Genomic DNA, 16621 nt, shown 5'->3' with positions numbered 1-16621 from the left:
ATGGCCATATCCATCTTGATATCAGGGATACAGATACCCATGTTAGCCTAAGTATTGCAGACGACGGCATAGGTATCCCGAAACAATATCATGCTACATTGTTTGATAAATTTACTGACGCAGGGAGAACCGGTCTCAATGGCCAGCGTTCAACCGGATTAGGTATGTATATAATTAAAAGTATTGTTGAATGGCATGGTGGAAAGATCTGGTTTGAAAGTGAAGAAAACCAGGGAACCACCTTTTATATCGAACTGCCAAAACAGTAATCTTCTAAAATCTAAAAGTATAGCCTCCCTGAACTTATAAAGTAATATCTTTTTCAGGCTTAATAGCTTCGCAAAATTGAGTGCTGCAGAACTTCAAACGCTATGCCGCTATCCCTTTGTGAATCGACAGGAGATTTCTGGTTGAGTGATTTGGAAAAACAAATCAGCGTTACAGGCTGATAGACCAACTTTTCAAACAATTTCATTTTTCAATATTGGGGATACGCAAGGCATATGCGGTATTTACACGGGAGAAATAACGTAGCATTACGTTTACCAAAACGTATTCCTGCCTGTCAAATTTTAATACAGCAATCTGGGGTTAATGTATGGAAACACCAACTGTGAAAGCCCCCGTTTAGCATCTTTTTCCAGGAAATGAGCTGTAAATTGTTATAGCAGAAATAACGAATGAAAACCTTTTCCGGCTCAAATGAGCCGTTTTAACTGTTCACATCCTGATTATAATATTTCTGGGGCAACGGATGAAAAAATTTTATGAACCGGCATCACCAGATTGTTTGGCATTGGTACGTGCGTTGATAAATCAGTAGTATAACCAAACCTGTAAAACAATAAGTATACTACTATGGAAAACATGTCTTTCGACTCCCGCATCATTACCTACAAGAAGAACCTTCATAACTTTGCAATCGGATTTACCAAAGATTTGGACGATGCGAACGACCTGGTACAGGATACCTACCTGAAAGCAATCAAATATGCCAATTTATATACCGAGGGTACAAACCTCAAGGCCTGGTTGTTTACAATTCTAAAAAACACCTATTTTAATAGCTACAAAAGAAATACTACCCGCAACACAATTATAACTGTAACAGAAGATTACCATTCCTACCAATTGCTCAGGAGCAGCACAACCAATGCCGGTGTTGATACACTCATCTACGACGACATCAACAAAGCAATGAATATGCTGGCTCCAGCTTATTCAATACCGTTTTTAAGGTTCTTTGAAGGTTATCAATATCAGGAAATCGCAGAAGAAATGTGCATACCCATTGGAACTGTAAAAACCCGCATTCATATGGCCAGGAAGATATTAAAGTCTAAACTCAAGATGTACGATTCGATTGCAGTATGATTGCTGATCTTCGGTTTACCCTTATCAATACCTTAATGAGTGATAGTTCCGCAACAGGAGTAGGCATACAGATTCCGCAACGAATGGAACAGGTGCTGTAGCAACAGGATCCGGTGCTACCGGTGGTAGTGCTATTAGCACCGGTACCACAGGTGGCAGTAATAATGGTAATACAGGACCTAGTCTTGCTTTCGCACACTCATAATTTTGCCGGCTCTTTATACAATCCTTTGTACGATAGCTCCAGAATGCATCCCCGATAAGATATTTGCTGTGGATTTTCTTTTGACGGTCCTGAGCTAACAGAAGAACTATCTACCGCCAGATAGATTTTCAATCCGTCAGGAGAAATGGCAATGTCCCTATAGCGAACATTCCCTTTCACATAAGTGTAAATATTGCCTGCTGCCTTTTTTCCGGAGGTATCAAGTTTAATCCGCAACAGGGCTCCACCTTTTAAAGTAGGAATCAGCACAGAATTTTCCCAGCCCGGAATAGCTGACGAAGTATATACTGCTATACTTGAAGGTGCATAAGAATTCCATTCCTGATCCTTTTTGTTGGAAATTATTGACCGAAAGAGTTCTTTCATTGTCGCATGCGGTGCAGGATCAAGGCTTACAACCGGATCACGGTAGTTGGGGCCTATTGCCTTTGCATTCGTTATTTCACTATCTATTAATGGGTACGTGGTATGCCAGATACCAGGAAGTGCTTTATTTGTTGATACGGAAGCCGCAAGGCCATCATAGTTTCCATCGGCAAACCCTATTATGAGCGGATGTCCGTAGTTGCAGCCTCTCTCAATGAGGTTAATCTCATCGTCTGAATAAGGACCATGTTCAGTGGAATAAATCATTTCCTGACCATTGATTACAGCGGATGTAAGACCTTGAGGGTTCCTGTGACCAACAGACCACAAGGCAATTTGTCTGTTGGTATTAAAGGGGTTATCATTAGGCAGCCATTTATCATACATTCCAGGATCGAGGTCCGGTTCCAGGTTAAACCGCAGAATCTTACCCTCATAGCTCGTGGAGCTTTGAGCATGATTAGTGCGTCCGCCATTGGCAAATTGTCCCGCACCCATATCTCCTGCACTGTAGAACAGGTATTCCTTTTTACCCTGGGCGGCAATCATAAGTCTTCCTCCATTATGGTCACTGCTGCCAGGGATGCTGTCACATATAATAACAGGACGAACAAGCTCTGCGGATGCCTCATCATATAAATATCTGACAATTCTGATCTTGTAGAAATATCCTCCTGAATTTGGTTCTCCACCGTCATTGTCTTGTTGTGCCCCCTCAAAGTGATATGCATAGGCAAGAAATACATATGGATTACCTGTGGTTAAGCCCGGGTGTAGTGCCATGCCCATCAAACCTCCCTGGGGCCAGGGTTTACCATGATCAATATGATCAGGAATTTTATCATAACGCGGAAAATCCTTTGCACTATTCAAATCCAGCAATTGTTGCCTTACTCCGTTCGAAGGATTAATCCGCAGCACCCTGTACCCTTTTGCTTCAGTAACCCAGATATTTTTATCGGGTGCAATCACAACCGACCAGGGGTCACTTAGTTTATCTGCAACAATGCGGATATCAAAATCCACATCTTTTTCATTAAGGGATATCTGCGCACGGGTGATAACCGGGTTTAGTAACAGTAACAAGATTATTGATAGTTTCATATAGACAATGCTGATTATAAATATGCTGTGTAGTAATTACTTAAAAGTTTTGAAAGATGATCCCAAAATCGATGCCGGAAACGCCCGGCTATAATTGATGGTAGCCGCAGGATCAGGTCAGATTATATTGATATGGACATCTAAACACAGCAGGAGATGCAAACACCCTTCGTACGCAGGGAGTCATGATCAATTGGAGTATAAATTCAGCATACATTACGTACCATTACTTATGAAAACCGTAGTAATTGAGTGCAGTATAACATTGCTATGCGCATTGGATTGTGTACAAGCTTTCTTTCCATCGAACAACTATATGACTATATACTGGAAGCGCTTAGCGGCGGACTTATCCTGCGATAACACTGATGACGTTCATAGTGATTTCCGAAGGTCATTGCATTTTCGTGGTCTCTAACAGCAAAGGCCGTAAAACCGGCCAGACCTTTGCGGCAATAATCTGGTAGCCTTCGGCCAGTGGATGCACACCGTCATGCATGTTCAGGTGCTTGATTCCCGCAACCCCATCCAACAAGAATGGCAATAGCGGGATCTTGTTGTTATTCGCCAGCTCCTGATAGAGTTGCCTGAACTCCGCAGCCCGTTGCCCCGGCACCCAGAGTGGTAATTGCATACCAAGGAGCAACAATTTAACTGCAGGGAATCTGCCCCTGACCTGATCAATGATAGCCTGCAGGTTACGCTGCGTTCCGGCAGGCGCAAGTCCCCGCAACATGTCGTTAGCCCCCAGCTCAAGCACAAAAACATCTGTCGGCTGGCTTAGCCAGTAACCCAATCGTGATAAACCCGAAGCAGAAGTATCCCCGCTTACCCCGGCATTTACCGCCAGGTAATCCAGTCCTGCAGCATCCAGCTCCTGCTGAATCAAGGCAGGGAAAGACTGCCCGTCTGGCCGGGAAAGACCATAGCCTGCTGTGAGGCTGTCACCAAAAAATACAATTCGCTTCATGTAATAGAAACCGCAGCTTGCCAAAATTGTTTATGATCACATCAACCGGCTTGTATTCTGTAAGTTATGTTGTTATCGAAATTCAATTTTTAGCTTGCAAAGGTTTGGGATTTTTCTGTAATTTTAGATAGATTGCACAGGCGGAACGTTTCTTATCTTCCGGAAAAATTCGATTATATCTTGCTAATCAATACTTTGTATGAGGCTCGCCTATATGTTAACCGTTCTGCGTAATACATTGTTTCTGGTCGTAATGATTTGCGCCCAGCTTGCCCGCGCTCAGAATATTGACCAGACATCAGCCAGCCGCTTGCTCGCCAAACTCAATGCCAGCACGACGGATACGACAAGGCTAAGATTGCTTGTTGAGATTGGAAAGTTTCATGTATTTAAGCCTGGAGAACTGAAATCGGATCTGGATAGCGCTGAAAGTTATATAGGCAGGGCGAGAAAAATGAGTGACTCGCTCCATCTGATGAAGTGGCAGCACGAAAGCCAGACGATGGCCATGGTGATTGTTATGGAAAGAGGCGATGCTGCTAAGGGGCAACTCTTGTTTAATCAGGCGCTCAGGGAATACAAAAGAACTCAGGATAAGGAGGCAGAGGCCTTTCTTCGGTTCCGTTACGGTGTATGGCTGACAACCAGGGGTACCTATCCCAAAGAAATGATCCAGCAGTTCTATGAGTCTGCCTCACTTTACAAGCAAATCAATAAACCGCTGGAAGAGCTTAACGTTTTAATGGAAATTGCCGCGCTCCATTTTTATGACGGTAAGCTTGATGTTTCGGAGAAAGAGCTTTTGAATGTACTCGGCCGCTACAAGGCTGCAGGTTATCCCCGGCTGCAAACCACTTATAGCCTGCTTTCAGATATTAACCGGGTTAAGGGAAACTTTAACAAGAGCCTGAGATATGCAATGCTGTCGATTGAGAGCATGAACAAATCGCGGGATACAAGTTCTGCAGCTAATTTGTACGCTGATCTGGGAAGGATATATCTGGAAATAGGAAACAATGAAAAGGCCATAGAATGGTATAAAAAAGCACTGCAGAAATGGAGCAGGTCTAAGCGACCGAACTTTGCGGTTTTTGCTGCTGCAGGTTATGTTTCCGGGGACCTTATCAGAAGAAACAAACCCCGGGAGGCGCTCGCGCTGACCCTTAACCTTTCGCGGTTGATACCGCCCACTACCAAAATCCAGAAGGCATGTATAACGCAAAACCTGGCATGCTGCTATGATGCCCTTGGCGATTATGGAAAGGCGGAACGTTATTATCAGCAATCGCTTCAGCTTTATGCCGCCTCCGAAATGGACTTTGAGTTTCCCCAGGAAGCCCGGCGGTCTATTGGGAAATTTTACCTTGCCAGAAAGAATTATAGCAATGCAGGGAAATACCTCCGGCAGGCACTGCAGTCCAATCCCCAGAAGCTTTCGGCTGCTGCGCTGCAGGATGTTCACCATATGCTTTTCAGGGTGGATTCTGCGGAATCCAGTTATATCTCCGCGATAAAACACTACCAAATCTATAAACAGCTCAGTGATTCGATACTTGACACCAGGAAAACGAAGGAAATAGAGGAACTTCAGATCCAGTATGAAACGGAGAAGAGAAAGAAGGACCTGGTATTACTCAGCAACAAGAGCAATTTCCAGCAGAACGAACTCCAAAGGGCTAACATGGCGCAGAATTATACACAGGCAGTTGTGGTACTTTTGATCATCATTCTCGCTTTGCTCTATCAACAATACAAGCAAAAGAACCGCAGCAACAGGGATCTCGAGATACAGAAACAGGAAATCAGTGAAAAGAACACTTCTCTGAAAAACTTCCTGAATGAAAAAGAATGGCTTTTGAAAGAGATACATCATAGGGTGAAGAACAACCTTCAGATTGTGATCAGTCTTCTTAACACGCAGTCGTCCTATATGGACAACGATATTGCAAAAAAGGCGATAAAGGAAAGCCAGTACCGCATGCATTCCATTTCAATGATCCACCAGAAACTGTACCAGTCTGATAGCCTGGCATACATAAACATGGCAGATTACATTAAGGACCTGGCACTTTACCTGAGGGAAAGTTTTGACCATTCCGGCCATATTCATTTCAGTTTTGATCTCGCCCAGGTCTTTCTGGATGTAAACCAGGCGATCCCTGTAGGACTTATACTCAATGAAGCGATTACAAATGCTATTAAGTACGCTTTTATAGGTAAAGACAAGGGCAGCATCAGCATCTCCTTTTCAAGGAACGAAGAGGGACAGGTGTGCCTGACCGTAGGCGATGACGGACCTGGATTCCCTCCTGATTTTGACATTGACGAATGTAAGTCGCTCGGGATGAATTTGATGAAGGGACTTAGCAGTCAGCTGGAAGGTAACTTTGATATCAGCCGAAATGACGGAATAACCTGTGTGACTGTTACATTCACCTTAGGTTTGCATTCTGAGCAGGTAAGCCTGGCGGTAAATTAAGCAACAACCCACGCCGGGATTAACCCAAGGCACCTTAAAAGATTAGTGAGCATTTTTAGTATTCCAACTTTCAATTGTTTTGTAGAGTAGCAGGATGTTATCACCTAAATCGCCTGCTTCGCGGATCTGACCATTGATGTCATAGTCAATTCGTTTGTCTCCTATTTGGCGAATCCGGCCATTGATATCGTAATCAACCCGGTCATCCCCTATCTGGCGAACCCGGTTTTGAATATCATAATCTATTCGTTTGTCCCCAATCTGACGAACACGGTCATGAATATCATAGTCAACCCGATCCTCTCCTATTTGGCGAACACGGTTATGAACATCATAATCTATCCGTTTATCCCCGATCTGACGAACCCTGTCATGGACATCATAGTCAACCCGATCCTCTCCTATTTGGCGAACCCGGTTATGGACATCATAATCTATCCGTTTGTTGCCGATCTGACGAACCCGGTTATTGATATCATAGTCGACCCGATCATCACCTATCTGGCGAACACGGCCATTGATATCATAATCAACTGCTAAACCGTCGATAGCACTCACACGACCTTGCAAGTCATATTTTACTGTTTTATCACCAACATTGCCAGGTGCAGGAACATTCTTGTTTTGAAGATTTCCTTTTGAATCTATCCGTACATTCAAGCGGTCCTTTTGAACGATGAAGACATCATTTTTATCTTTACCGGATAGGTCCAGCTGAATCGCTTGTGAATAAACAGTACTTGAAAAAAGAAAAAAAGATAATAAAAAGAGGGTGGTTTTCATAGGATTATATCATTCTCTCATTAATGATAATGAAATATAAGTAATTTTTAAAGAAATACAGGATTATTTGAAATTCCTGCCTCCATGAAAAACTTGCTTAGATGCATCCTGTCTCATTTGGCTGCGTTTGTCCTGCGCCTGGAATGGCACGGATTCATCATCCAGCTCCTTCTCAACCAGCTTACCGAGCATTTTCGTTAGGTCAATACACTTGCTGACAACTACATGCACCACATCTTTCTCCCGCTGCAACCTTCCTTCTACCATCAACAACTTGGCATGAAGAATCTCCTTTCTGTACTTTTCGAAGAGTTTCTCGAATACTACCAGGTTACTAAAACCCGTTTCATCTTCGATAGTGATAAAGCATACGCCTCCTGCTGTACCGGGGCGCTGCCGCACTAAAACCAATCCTGCGACCTTTACCAGCTGCCCGTTTCCAGCCTCCTCATTGATTTGCTTGCAGGAGAGAATCCGCAGCATCTCAAGCTGGCTCCTCACAAAACTGACAGGATGTGCTTTGAGGGATAAACCTATGGTTGCATAATCCTGAACCACATGCTCTCCCTTGCTCATCAGTGGAAGCTCTACCTGGTTTTCAAGCACACTCTCCGAGGGCTGCCCTTTAAACAATTGTTCTGGCATATCCTGCAATGCAGATACTTCCCAGAGTGCTTTTCTGCGGTCCATTCCTATGGAACGAAATGCATCGGCATCTGCCAGCCGTTCAAGCGTCGCTATGGATACGCCTGCATTGCGCAGCGCGGCTATACTTTTGTAACTGTCAGCACGGCCATTGATCAGCAACCCAATCTCCTCTTCCCTGATGCCACTGATCTGACGGAAACCTAAACGGATCGCACGGTATCTTCCGGATTGCTCTTCGAGCTGATTATCCCACAGGGAATGATTGATATCCACTTCTCTAACCACTACAGTATGCTTTTGGGCATCAATTACGATCTGCGCAGGCTGGTAGAAGCCCATGGGCATACTGTTGAGCAGTGCGGTGGCGAAAGCATCCGGATAGTAATGCTTTAACCAGCAGGAGACATAGACAAGCAAGGCGAAGCTTGCAGCATGGCTTTCCGGAAAACCATAGCTCCCGAAACCTTCCAGCTGCTTAAAGATCCGCCTGGCAAATTCCTCGGTATAACCTTTGGCAAGCATGCCGTCAATTAGTTTTTTCTCAAAATGATTTACCAGCCCCTTGAACTTGAATGTGGCCATACTGCGGCGCAATCCATCCGCTTCGGCTGGTGTAAAGCCTGCAGCAACGATAGCGATTTTCATTGCCTGCTCCTGGAAGAGCGGAACCCCAAGCGTCCTGCCAAGTATCTCTTCCAGTTCTTTTGAAGGATAACTAACCTCCTCCTCATCGTTTCGCCTTCTCAGATAAGGATGCACCATATCACCCAGTATAGGCCCTGGCCTCACAATTGCAACCTCGATCACGAGATCATAAAAACATTTTGGCCTGAGCCGCGGAAGCATTGACATCTGTGCACGGCTTTCAATCTGAAACACACCTAAGGTATCTGCTGCACTGATCATTTTGTATACATCGGGATCGTCCTGCGGAATATTTGCCAGCGTTAAATTCAGTCCGTAATGATCCCTGCACAGATCAAAAGCCTTACGGATACAGGTGAGCATCCCTAAAGCCAGCACATCAACCTTCAAAAATCCCAGATCATCAATATCGTCTTTGTTCCATTCGATGTTGGTCCGGTCTTCCATCCTGGCATTCAGGATCGGGCACAGATCTGTAAGCTTGCCATTGGTAACCACAAACCCACCGGTATGCTGTCCCAGCTGCCTGGGGAAACCCATCATCTGCGCAGTCAATTCTAAGGTTTTCTTTAGATGGGGATCATCAGGATTGAGCCCTTGCTCTACTATCCGCTCCTTCTCAAACCATTCCTCGGTATGTTGCCATAATGAGCTGGACAGCCTGTTGATTGTATCCACTGAAAGCCCCATGGCTTTACCTACATCGCGTATAGCCCCTTTCTGATGTTGCTGGGTAACAGTGGCTACGATAGCGGCGCGGTCACGGCCATACTTGTTATAAATGTACTGAATGATCTCCTCCCGCCGTTCATGCTCAAAGTCAACATCAATATCGGGTGGCTCATTACGGGCAGGTGAAATAAAACGTTCGAAGAGCAGGTCAAACTTCATTGGGTTTACAGAAGTAACGCCCAGACAAAAACAGATTGCTGAATTGGCCGCAGATCCTCTTCCCTGGCAAAGGATCCCACGGCTGCGCGCTTCACGCACAATGTCTTCTACAAACAGAAAATAATTGGCGTAGTCCATCTGTTTTACGAAAGCCAACTCATGATTTACCATTATAACCACCTTTTCTGGTATGGTTTCTCCATAGAATTCATGGGCTCCTTTCCAGGTGAGGTACTCCAGTTCTTCCAAAGGTGACCGTCCACTCTTGTTGATCTCTTCGGGATATACGTATTTGAGCTCATCGAGGGAGAAGGTACAGGCTTCTGAGATCTGAAGGGTATTTTCAATTACCCCGGGATATTTCCTGAACAGCCTTTGCACTTCTTCAACGGGTTTGAAGTAACGCTCTGCATTTTGGTGCAGCCGAAATCCTGCCTCCTGTATCGTGCATTTCTCGCGTACGCAAGTCAGTATATCCTGTAATTCCCTGCGCGAGTGATCGTGGTAATGGACATCCCCTGTTGCCACTACAGGAATATCAAGTCTTTCTGCCAGCTGGCTGACCCGGAAGATGAGTTTATCATCATTTCCTAAGTAAGTTCTGCTCGCAGCCAGGTAAAGCTGCTTGCCCAGTGCTTCACGGTACTGTGCGATGGCGTTGACAAATTCTTGCTCAAACTTGAAATGCCTGTCCAGTACGCCAGGCATGACCGCAACGAAAAACATCCCTTTGGAATGCTGATACACATCCTGGCGGGAGATATGACATGAACCTTTTTCGGCCCTCAGGTTACCTAAGGTTAACAAGGCAGACAGTCGCCCGTAAGCATCCTTATCAGTGGGGTAAGCCAGCAAGCTGGGGCCATCCAGAAGATCGAGCCTGCAGGCTGGGATAAGCTTGATGTTCTTTTCACGGCAAGCTGAATGGGCTCTTACAATTCCAGCCAATGTATTGCGGTCGGTGATCGCTATTTTTTGATAACCCAAAGCTTCCGCACGTTCCACGAGCTCATTTGCATGAGAGGCCCCACGCAAAAAGCTAAAATTCGAAGTTACCTGTAATTCACTGTATCCCATACCCCAGTCTTAAGCAAAAAATCCATGAATAAACCATTTGTATTTTTTCTCGGCGCCATAATGGCCCGAACGGAAAAGCCAGTAGCGCTGTCCCTTGTCGTCTTCCACCTGATAGTAGTCGCGGTGTTCCCCTTCATCAAGCCACCACTCGCGCTCAATCCGTTCCGGCCCGTCTGCTTTAGCCACTAAATGCTGCACCCCTTTGTAGATGAAGAATTTTGGCGGATGATCCGGAATCAGGGCCATTACTTCAATGGGGTCAGGCTGTTTGAGCAATTCTGTTGGACGTGGCCTGCTGGTATTCCAGTCGGCAATAGGCTTTTCGCTAAGTGTTAAGGCTCCCTTGATGGAACGTTCTGGCCAATAGCGTGTGGCAGGTAAATAGCGGTGGATCACTCCAGCACCCACTTTACCTGCAACCCTGTCCAGCAGCTGGGTAACACTTTGATCATCCAGGCCAGGTGTAGCTGTCCACATTGCTCCCTGCGGCACCTCTGCATCCCCTGTTTTCGGTGCATCCAATATGAAAAGCTCGATACCAAGTCCGGGTTTGATCTGATCAATTTTTAATTGGAAGAGCTTAAATAAATGACTGACGCTATGAGTAGCCGCACTGGTACCTATTGCAATCTGCACAATCTTCCCGTCTATCCTATGCCCGGTTAAAATACCTGTCCGTATACCTTTACCTTCTTCCTGCAGGCGTTTACACATACTCTCCAGTAATTTTGTTATGGCTATCTCAATGCCTGTGCGTGTTTTGATGGGTTCCATACAAGACAATCTCTCCTGAAAAGGCAGAACAGGTTGAAGCGGAGTCAATACTTCTTCTTCAGTGCCTAATGCCTGTGCAAGCCGTTGGAGAAAAGGTTCCCCAAATCGTCTGCGAAGTACAGAGCGGGGCATACCTATAAAACTTTTGATCTTGGAAAAGCCCAGCTTGCGCAGCTTCACAATGATCTGATCATCCAGCCTCAGCGCTTCTGGTGGCAGGGAAAGCAAGGCTTCTGTATGTCCGCCAACTGGGATGAGTGGCGTGCGCTTGCCCCAGCGTGATATGGCCCAGGCAGCGCCTGGTGTATCTGCAATAGCTAGTCTAACCGTATAGCCTTTGCTCTTAAATTTTGAGACGATCTCTTTTAAGTATTCGCGTTCTCCGCCCCAGAGATGGGCGCAGCCGCTCACATCCATTAGTAAGCTATCCATTGCAAACTCATCTATTGAAACTATGGGGGCATACCTGATGCACCAATCGCCGAGGCCGCGAAGTAACTGCGCAGGACGCCCGGGTTTATCATCAAGGATTTCCAGTCCGGCACAGATCGCCTTTGCATCTGCTGCACGCATACCTGGTTCAATCCCCGCTTCCAGGGCGAGCTGGCTCACCGAGGTAATGATGATGCGCCCGTGATCAGCTGCTGCAAAAACAAAGGGTACCACAGCCAGTTCCGGACGGCGGATCAGCTGCCAGTCGGCCAGCAAGTGGCGGAACCATATGGAAACAAAACGCTTTTGCATGATCCTTATCCAAATTTGAGATCCTCCCGTTCAGGTAATGTTGTAGATTTTCTGTTATATTCGATTTCTTCAAACCGATCCCCCGCCCATTCCATGATGAAACTGCCGGGATTACCATTGCGCACTTTTAACAGATCCACCTGCCAGCGCGGAAAGCCAAGGCCTGGCAGCCCTTCTTCTGTTACACTGGGCATGGGGCTGATCTGCCAACGCGCTGCAGCGACAGTACTTGCCGTCTTTCTTCCATCTTTACGGAGTATAAAACCTGTCACTCCGCTTCCTTCAACTGCAAGTTGCAGACGCCGGGATTCGACCAGGCTAATCTCATTTAGTTCTGCAACTACAGCAGCTAATCCTTCACATTTGAGGGCTTCTTCTGTAATCCAGAGTGCTTCTCTCTCGGTTTTGACATCAATGAAAATGATTCTTTCCGGCGCAACGTTAAATGCGCTTAAGGCAGCAGGGAAAAGTCTGCGGCTTGTACTCACCCATACACAAGCGGCACCATCCTGCATTAAAGCAGCAAGCAGTCCGGCAATAAAACCATCACTTGCTGCTGCGTGCTCAGGAATTACGGTTATAAATTCATGAATGGCTCTTTTTGGAAACACACCGTCGGGAAAAACATCCTCAATTGTGCCAAGACCAATCTTGCCACAGGCTGAATTTGAAGCAGCTTTATAGCCTTGCCACAGCAGGATATCCTGTTGTAGCTTGTGTATCAGATCTCTTTTAGCCTCCATCATCCCTATCACTTTAACTACTACCTTTATTAGTATTATATAATGCAAGCAAACATAATGCTAATTTTGTTAGTATTATAATGAATGTTGATAACTTGCAAGTATTTGTGGATAAGGGGGATCGAGGCAGGGACATCTGCCTCCTCTTTGAACAATCTTATTTTCTCTCAGGTCTCAATTCGCAGATCGAGGATCAAATTAATACTTGAACTTGGAGGACTTGGTTCTGGATATAATTCTCTCAGGAGGTAAAATTGTAGAAAATATTGGGCATAAAAAAACCAGCTCTAAGGCTGGCACATCAGCCACGTGTAGACGTGAAACGATGATAAAAAAGCCTCACAAGGATGCAAGGCTTCATTGGTATTAAGTGTGTATTATCTCTGCAGGTATTTTTTTACTGCAGCACGTGAATTACCTACTTCTGCAATGGCATCCTTAATCTGTTTGGGAGTAACTTTGAACTCTTCGGCAGCATATTGTACTTCGCTAGCATCATTGCTGTCAATTTTGCTGTCGTCTCTTCCGTCCTGTTTATCTTTATTGTCTGACATAGTTTTATTTGATTGGTAAAAAAAGAAAACAATGGCTGGTTGTAAAAGTTTTGGATTCTTAAATAGCAGGCTGCAAATAATTCGCCAGCAGCTCAATTGATAATATTTAAGATTACAAATTAATGTAAGAAAATGCAGAAAAGTTATTTGAATCACAATCTGGTTATTCCATACACCGATTAATTATTAATCTGTAAGAATATATTTATTTTTTAATGCAATTAAAGATTTATATTTGCTCATAAGTATGAATTACATGTTAATGAAAGATGTAGTATATCTAAACCCTCTTTTCGATTACGGATTTAAAAAGTTGTTTGGGCAAGAATCAAATAAAAGGTTTCTGATTGCCTTTTTAAATGAATTATTGCCTGATGACAAACAGATTGCAGACCTCAAATACAGTAATCCAGAGCACCAGGGAGAATCGCAGGATAAACGGATCGTCATATTCGATGTTTTGTGCCAAGGTAAAGACGGCGAAGTTTTTCTGATAGAAATACAGCAGGTCAAACAAGAATACTTCAAGGACCGGGCCGTGTATTATGCTGCCCGTCATATTAGCAGCCAGTCAGAGAAAGGAAGGGAATGGCAATATGGTTGTAAAGCAGTGCTAGTTGTTGCAATACTTGTAAAGTTCAGTTTGGATGCTGAGAACACTGAAAAGTACTTTCATGACATCGCTCTCAGGGACAGCAACAACAAAGAATTTTACGAAAAAATTCGTTTTGTTTTTATAGAATTACTTAACTTTACTAAAAGTGAAAACGAACTGGATAATAGACTGGACAAATGGCTGTTTGCACTTAAAAATATGAGCAAGCTTAAAAAAATTCCAGAGACGTTTACTGAAGAGATATTTATAGATTTTTTTAAATCCGCTGAAATTCTAACAGACATGGAAAGAACACGAGAAGAAATCGAACAGAAGAATGCCTGGGATCACTATGCTATCCTTGAAACTGCAAAAAGAGAAGGATTAGAAGAAGGAAAAGTTGAAGGCAAGATTGAAGGCAAGATTGAAGGCAAACTAGAAGCAAAACTCGAAGTAGCTAGTAATTTGATAAAGCAAGGATTGTCTATAGATGTCATCAAAGCTGCAACCGATCTGTCTGAGCAGCAAATTAGGCAAATGTAACATAGCTTCAAGACTGTCGCGGAAGCTTTTGAACTAAACTACTGATAATGTTGTCCTGAAAAGTTTTTATCAATCCAGTTACCTGCGGTGGTGATAATTTTTAAGCATTGCGACGAAAGCTACTTGGATTTTGTCCGCAATGTTTCTTAAAGAATTTACTGAACACAAACTGATCGCTGAAGTTCAATGATTCTGCTATACGGGCGATCGGCATGCCGGATTCATTCAGGAGCACCCTGGCCTCAACGATCAGCATTTCATTGATGAGATCCCCTGCGGTCTTACCGGTCAGCCCACGCGTGGCGGTAGTCAGATATTTAGGAGTGATATTTAACATATCAGCATAGGCCTGAACACTTTTTTCCTCTCTGAACTTTTTCATGACCAGTTTAAGGAACTGGTGTACCACATACTCTTTACGACTGCTGGAAACAACGTAAGGGTCGGTCTCTGATTGATATAATGCACCTATCTCAAAAATGACTGCTGAAAACAGGTGCCGCAAAATATCCTCCGCATAAAACCTGTTTGTTCGTGAATCTTTCATTTTCAACGCAAGCGCTGAAAACTGGGTTTTGAACAGCTCGGCCTGTGCTTCCCGGAGGCTGACCACCGGCTTAATTATACCGGTTAGGTAATCATATGCTTCCGCGGTCTTTGAGGGGACTGCGGAATTTAATAAGTAATCATTAGAAAACAGGAGATTCGTGGCTTTACAATCTGGAGATACAGTCCCGAAATGGCGTATCATGTTAGTGGTGAACAGGACGAGATCATTCTTTTTAAGCGTATATTCCAACAGGTTGATCTTTACATTTACCTCACCTTCAGTGATCAAATGGATGGAATTATGATCGGCACGATAAGGCGAAATGAATGAAGTGTCCATCTCCTGCGCATCAGTATCAAAAACATATAATCCTTTAAAATCCGTATTGATGTCCAGCCGGGACCTTAGAAAATCCAGGGTCAATTTTTCTATACGCTGCTTCTTGTTTTTCATGAATCCGAACAGACCTATCGTTGCCTATTAAGCATCCTTGCGGACGATAAACTATCAAAAGATAGCAATAATTTATCAAAACAAATAATTCACCGTTCCGGATGGGGTTTCTGAACATATTTAGGCCGCATCCGGCCATGTTCCGGCGTGATCAGATAGCCGAGATTTGTGATGTAATCAACAGCTCAGGCTATGGGCAATACGGATAATTTTATCACTATCTGATTCGTAACTCCGTAATTGTTTGATGGCTGTATACTGTTAAAATTTGCACAAAACAAACATTGGAAATCATGACACAACAAATCAATTACAGCAATGAGTTATCAGGCAAAATCGCCCTGGTAACCGGAGGTACAAAAGGAGCAGGAAAAGCAATCGCTGACAGGCTGTTGCAAGCTGGTGCAAAGGTAATAATAACGGCGAGGAATACTCCTGAGGGAGGAAATGGTGGCATGCAATTTATTGCTGCTGATTTGAGTAAGGCAGAGGATGCTCAGAAAGTAATCAGCGAAGTGCTGTCAACACATGGGAGGCTGGATATCCTGGTAAACAACCTGGGTAGTTCTACATCACCGGCAGGTGGTTTTTCAGCATTGAATGATGACGATTGGATATCAACCCTACAAGCTAATTTACTGGCTCCTGTAAGGCTTGACAGGGGATTTTTACCGCAAATGATCGAACGGAAAAGCGGTGTTATTATTCACATCGCATCCATACAGGGCATATTGCCACTATACGATTCTACCTTACCTTACGCAGCTTCAAAAGCAGGATTGATCAACTACAGTAAAAGTTTATCTAATGAAGTTACACCAAAGGGTGTCCGTGTGCTGGCGGTTTCTCCAGGTTGGATAAACACAAAAGCATCGATGGCATTTTTGGGCGAGATCGCGAGAAATTCCAATAGCACTGTAGAGGAAGCTCAGAAAAGCGTTATGGATGCATTGGGTGGGATACCGTATGGCAGACCTGCACAACCGGAAGAAATAGCCGAGCTGGTAGGCTTTCTGGTTTCACCACGAGCCAGTTACTTAACAGGAACGAATTACGTCATTGACGGAGGAACGGTGCCAACTATTTAAAAAACTGAAATAAA

Annotated in this window: 13 protein-coding genes; 5 read left to right on the top strand and 8 right to left on the bottom strand. The window is 44.3% G+C overall.

The window, feature by feature from the left end:
- On the top strand, positions 1-269 hold a 269-nt coding region (locus ABWY16_RS03075), incomplete at its 5' end, for a sensor histidine kinase (protein ID WP_353903184.1).
- Between the two features lie 589 nt (positions 270-858).
- Complete coding sequence (locus ABWY16_RS03070) at positions 859-1374, top strand: sigma-70 family RNA polymerase sigma factor (RefSeq protein WP_353903183.1); 516 nt, start codon at positions 859-861, stop codon at positions 1372-1374.
- 199 nt (positions 1375-1573) lie between these two features.
- Here ABWY16_RS03070 and ABWY16_RS03065 read toward each other — a convergent pair whose 3' ends face one another.
- Entirely contained in the window at positions 1574-3070 is a 1497-nt protein-coding gene (locus tag ABWY16_RS03065; RefSeq protein WP_353903182.1) for a PQQ-dependent sugar dehydrogenase, read from the bottom strand.
- A 394-nt stretch (positions 3071-3464) separates the two neighbouring features.
- Complete coding sequence (locus ABWY16_RS03060; protein ID WP_353903181.1) at positions 3465-4040, bottom strand: arylesterase; 576 nt, start codon at positions 4038-4040, stop codon at positions 3465-3467.
- A 199-nt stretch (positions 4041-4239) separates the two neighbouring features.
- On the opposite strand from ABWY16_RS03060, the gene ABWY16_RS03055 reads away from it, so the two are divergent.
- Positions 4240-6519, top strand: a complete 2280-nt coding sequence (locus ABWY16_RS03055) for a tetratricopeptide repeat-containing sensor histidine kinase (protein WP_353903180.1) — start codon at positions 4240-4242, stop codon at positions 6517-6519.
- Positions 6520-6561: 42 nt separating this feature from the next.
- Here ABWY16_RS03055 and ABWY16_RS03050 read toward each other — a convergent pair whose 3' ends face one another.
- The 5 genes from ABWY16_RS03050 to ABWY16_RS03030 all read right to left on the bottom strand — a co-directional run bounded on the left by ABWY16_RS03050 (position 6562) and on the right by ABWY16_RS03030 (position 13378).
- Positions 6562-7302, bottom strand: a complete 741-nt coding sequence (locus ABWY16_RS03050) for a hypothetical protein (RefSeq protein ID WP_353903179.1) — start codon at positions 7300-7302, stop codon at positions 6562-6564.
- A 63-nt stretch (positions 7303-7365) separates the two neighbouring features.
- The gene (locus ABWY16_RS03045) at positions 7366-10563 is read right to left on the bottom strand and encodes an error-prone DNA polymerase (protein WP_353903178.1); all 3198 of its coding nucleotides are present in this window, start codon (positions 10561-10563) and stop codon (positions 7366-7368) included.
- A 9-nt stretch (positions 10564-10572) separates the two neighbouring features.
- A complete protein-coding gene (locus tag ABWY16_RS03040) occupies positions 10573-12081 on the bottom strand; it encodes a Y-family DNA polymerase (RefSeq protein WP_353903177.1) in 1509 nt (502 codons plus the stop codon).
- Between the two features lie 5 nt (positions 12082-12086).
- On the bottom strand, positions 12087-12827 hold the full coding sequence (locus ABWY16_RS03035; RefSeq protein WP_353903176.1) for an ImuA family protein: 741 nt from the start codon (positions 12825-12827) through the stop codon (positions 12087-12089).
- Between the two features lie 374 nt (positions 12828-13201).
- Positions 13202-13378 (bottom strand): DUF3606 domain-containing protein, encoded by a 177-nt coding sequence (locus tag ABWY16_RS03030; protein WP_353903175.1) that lies wholly within the window; start codon positions 13376-13378, stop codon positions 13202-13204.
- Positions 13379-13640: 262 nt separating this feature from the next.
- Here ABWY16_RS03030 and ABWY16_RS03025 point away from each other — a divergent pair, with 262 nt between their 5' ends.
- Positions 13641-14516 (top strand): Rpn family recombination-promoting nuclease/putative transposase, encoded by an 876-nt coding sequence (locus tag ABWY16_RS03025; RefSeq protein WP_353903174.1) that lies wholly within the window; start codon positions 13641-13643, stop codon positions 14514-14516.
- A gap of 100 nt (positions 14517-14616) precedes the next feature.
- Here ABWY16_RS03025 and ABWY16_RS03020 read toward each other — a convergent pair whose 3' ends face one another.
- On the bottom strand, positions 14617-15519 hold the full coding sequence (locus ABWY16_RS03020) for an AraC family transcriptional regulator (protein ID WP_353903173.1): 903 nt from the start codon (positions 15517-15519) through the stop codon (positions 14617-14619).
- 293 nt (positions 15520-15812) lie between these two features.
- Here ABWY16_RS03020 and ABWY16_RS03015 point away from each other — a divergent pair, with 293 nt between their 5' ends.
- Complete coding sequence (locus tag ABWY16_RS03015) at positions 15813-16607, top strand: SDR family oxidoreductase (RefSeq protein ID WP_353903172.1); 795 nt, start codon at positions 15813-15815, stop codon at positions 16605-16607.
- Positions 16608-16621 lie beyond the last annotated feature (14 nt).

The organism is Pedobacter sp., from assembly GCF_040513095.1.
Classification (GTDB): Bacteria; Bacteroidota; Bacteroidia; order Sphingobacteriales; family Sphingobacteriaceae; genus Pedobacter.
The sequence above is the reverse complement of the archived record's forward strand: the minus strand, read 5'-3'. Positions and strand labels throughout refer to the sequence as shown.